The following is a 3,508-nucleotide window of genomic DNA, read 5'->3' on the forward strand; positions in this document are numbered from 1 at the left end:
AAACCTGTTTTAGATGCTATTCATGATAAAGATTTTAAATTATTAGCAACAGTTGCTGCAGGAGCAGTGGTTGGATTATTATCGTTCTCTAAAATATTGAACTGGCTTTTTAAACATTACAAAAATTTTACCTTAGCTATATTAACAGGTTTTATTTTAGGTTCATTAAATAAAATTTGGCCTTGGAAAGAAACCTTAACATGGCGTGTAAATTCACACGGAATTAAAGTTCCGTTTAATGAGCAAAGTGTATTACCAATTAATTTTAACGGCGATGCTCAAATTTTAACAGCAGTTGTATTGGCGTTAGTTGGATTTGCATTAATTTTATTGTTAGAAAAATTAGCAGATTCTTCCGCAAAATAATAATTATGGCTAAGGAACGTACCTTTTTAGATAAATTCTTCCTTTTTTTAAAAGGATTATCTATGGGTGCGGCAAATAAAGTTCCGGGAGTTTCTGGCGGAATGGTTTCGTTTGTTTTGGGATTTTACGAAGAAATGATTTATTCTTTCAGAAAAATAAATATCAAAGCCTTTAAATTATTAATAAATGGTCGTTATAAAAGCTTTTATTATTATACAAACGCACCTTTTTTAGTTTTAATTTTTAGTGGAAGTATATTTAGCTACTTTAGCGTTTCACTAGTATTAGATTATTTAATTGATACTTATGAACTCTATGTTTGGAGTACCTTTTTTGGAATGATTATAGGTTCTATTTATTATATTTCTAAAGATTTTAATAATTGGACATCTAAAAATGTAATAGCAATGGTTGCTGGTGCAATTGTTGGAATATCTATTAGTTTTATGAGCCCAGCAAAAGAAAATGACAATCTTTTATTTGTTTTTTTCTGTGGAATTATTGGTGTTTCTGGAATGACTCTTCCAGGTTTATCAGGCTCATTTATTCTAATTTTAATGGGTAATTATGTATTGTTGTTGGTAGATTCGGTAGCAATGCTATTTAAAACTTTAACCGAAGTTTTTACAGGCGATTTTAGTTTTATGGATAGTGAAGAGCGTATAAATTACTTAAAAATTATTGGAACTTTTACCTTGGGTTCTGCATTTGGTTTAGTAACAACATCTCATATTTTAGGATGGGTTTTAAAGCGTTGGCACCAAATTGTAACAGCCGTAATTATTGGTTTTATTGCTGGCTCTTTAGGTATGGTTTGGCCGTGGAAAAAAGAAATTTATAAAATTGTAGACAACAAAATAATGATAGATTCTAAAGGAGATAAAATTATTCAAAATTTTGAAAGGTATTTTCCAGATTTTGGAACTCTCGAAACTTGGATTGCTATTTTGTATGTTTTAGTAGGAATAGGGTTAATACTTGCTTTAGATAAGTTTGGCTCTGAAAGAAATGTATACACAGATGAATAAACGTTTTAAATTTGGATTAATAGGGAAAAACATTTCATACTCTTTTTCCCCAAAATATTTTGCAGAAAAATTTGCTCAATTAGGTTTAAAAGACTTAAAATATTTCAATTTTGACATTCCAGAAATTGAGGAGTTTCCGTTTTTATTATATCATAGAGAAGAGGAGTTTAAAGGTTTAAATGTAACCATTCCTTACAAAGAAAGCATTATGCGCTATTTAAATGAAATTGATGAAGATGCAAAACAAATTGGAGCAGTAAATACTATTAAAGTTACAGATGATAATAGGTTAATTGGTTATAATACAGATCATTATGGGTTTCAAAAATCGATTGAACCTTTGTTAAAAGAGCATCATAAAAAAGCTTTAATTTTAGGAACTGGAGGCGCATCTAAAGCCATTGCATTTGCTTTAAAAAAAATGGGTATTGAATACAAATTTGTATCCAGAAGTGTATCAGAAGGTAATTATTTGTATTCAATGTTAAACAAAGAAATTATAGAAGAATATACCATAATTATTAATTCTTCACCTATTGGAACACACCCAAATATTAATGAATCACCAAATATTCCATATCAATTTATTACCGATAAACATTTACTGTACGACCTAATTTACAATCCTTCTGAGACAAAATTTTTAAGAGAAGGGAGTAAGCAAGGAGCCACAATTAAAAATGGTTACGAAATGTTAGGGTTGCAAGCAGAAAAGTCTTGGGAAATATGGAATTCTTAAAAAAGAATTCACTAAATTCACGCAACTTTTAATACCGGATTACATCTTATATAGAAACGGCTATTTTTAGTAAAACCGTTAGAAATAAATAGAACCTTAAACATTTTTATATGTTAGACGAGAATATCGAATTACCAAAAGAAGATAAAGTTTCAACCTCTCAAAATTTTGATGATAGCAAAAAAGAAGTTGAACAAACCACTGAAGAATCAGTAGAAAATTTAGTAGAAGAGTCTCCTAAAGAATCAACAGGCGATTTAGTGAAAGAAGTACCTGAAGAAATTGTTGAAAAAGTAATTTCTGATAAACCGAAACCAGATACGAAAGCTATTGATGAAATTGATGATGAAATAGCTGCAAGTTCTGAAAAAACTGAACATCAAAATTTAGAAGATAAAGATTATTCTGATTTTTCTTTGGAACAATTGGTAGATGAGCTTCAAAAACTGGTGAAAGAAAGTCCTGTACAAAGTATTCAAAATAACGTAAATAGTATAAAAAATGCGTTTAACGTTAGGTTTGGAGATTTACTAAGAACAGAAAAAGCAAAATTTTTGTTGGAAGGTGGTAATATTATCGATTTTCAATATAGTAATCCAATTAAAACCACATATAATAGTATTTTATACGATTATAAGGTAAAAAGAAACGAGTTTTATTCAAATCAAGAGAATTCTTTAAAGAAAAATTTAGAAGCTAAACTTGAATTAATAGAAGATTTAAAGCATTTAATTGATAATGCCGATGGATCTACTATGTATAAAATATTTAAAGACATTCAAACAAAATGGGTTGAAATTGGGCCAATACCAAGAGCAAAATACAACGATACTTGGAGAACTTACCAACATCACGTAGAACGTTTTTATGATTTATTGCATTTAAATAATGATTTAAGAGAATTAGATTTTAAACATAATTTAGAAGAGAAATTAAAACTAGTTGAAAGAGCCGAAGAATTAGCAGAATTAGAGGATGTAAATGAAGCTTTTAAAGAATTACAAGTGGTGCATAAACTTTGGAAAGAAGAAATTGGACCTGTAGCTAGAGTTGATAGAGAAGAAATTTGGAATAGATTTAGTGAAGCCACAAGAAAAATTCACGATAAACGTCATATGTATTTTAAAGACGTGAGGTCTCAATACGATGAAAATGTTGACAAAAAATATGAAGTGATTGCTTTAATTGAGGCAATTGACACTTCTAAAAATAAATCTAGAGCAGATTGGCAAAAAAGTATTGATGAAATTGATGCCTTAAGAAATAAGTTTTTTGAAATTGGACAAACTCCACGTAATAAAAGCGATCAAATTTGGTCTAAATTTAAAAGTGTTACCAAAAAATTTAATGTTGAAAAAAATAAATTTTTCAAGGA

The 3,508-nt window shown here is 28.8% G+C and carries 4 protein-coding genes; all 4 read left to right on the forward strand.

What is annotated here, in order from left to right:
• A partial coding sequence (locus ABY298_RS15555) for an undecaprenyl phosphate translocase family protein (protein WP_372746967.1) occupies positions 1-366 on the forward strand: 366 nt, incomplete at its 5' end.
• Positions 367-371: 5 nt separating this feature from the next.
• Entirely contained in the window at positions 372-1,394 is a 1,023-nt protein-coding gene (locus tag ABY298_RS15560; protein WP_372746968.1) for a DUF368 domain-containing protein, read from the forward strand.
• Positions 1,387-2,133, forward strand: coding sequence for a shikimate dehydrogenase (locus ABY298_RS15565; protein WP_372746969.1), 747 nt, complete (start codon positions 1,387-1,389; stop codon positions 2,131-2,133). Before ABY298_RS15560 ends, ABY298_RS15565 begins: the two co-directional genes overlap by 8 nt.
• Positions 2,134-2,243: 110 nt before the next feature.
• Positions 2,244-3,508, forward strand: a 1,265-nt coding sequence (locus ABY298_RS15570) for a DUF349 domain-containing protein (protein ID WP_372746970.1), incomplete at its 3' end; no start/stop codon positions are given.

Source organism: Lutibacter sp., from assembly GCF_041596795.1.
Taxonomy (GTDB): domain Bacteria; phylum Bacteroidota; class Bacteroidia; order Flavobacteriales; family Flavobacteriaceae; genus Lutibacter.

Excerpts from the sequence above, each read along its gene's own strand:
- ABY298_RS15560 (WP_372746968.1), top strand. The coding sequence starts at position 372 with ATGGCTAAGGAACGTACCTTTTTAGATAAATTCTTCCTTTTTTTAAAA.
- ABY298_RS15565 (WP_372746969.1), top strand. The coding sequence starts at position 1,387 with ATGAATAAACGTTTTAAATTTGGATTAATAGGGAAAAACATTTCATAC.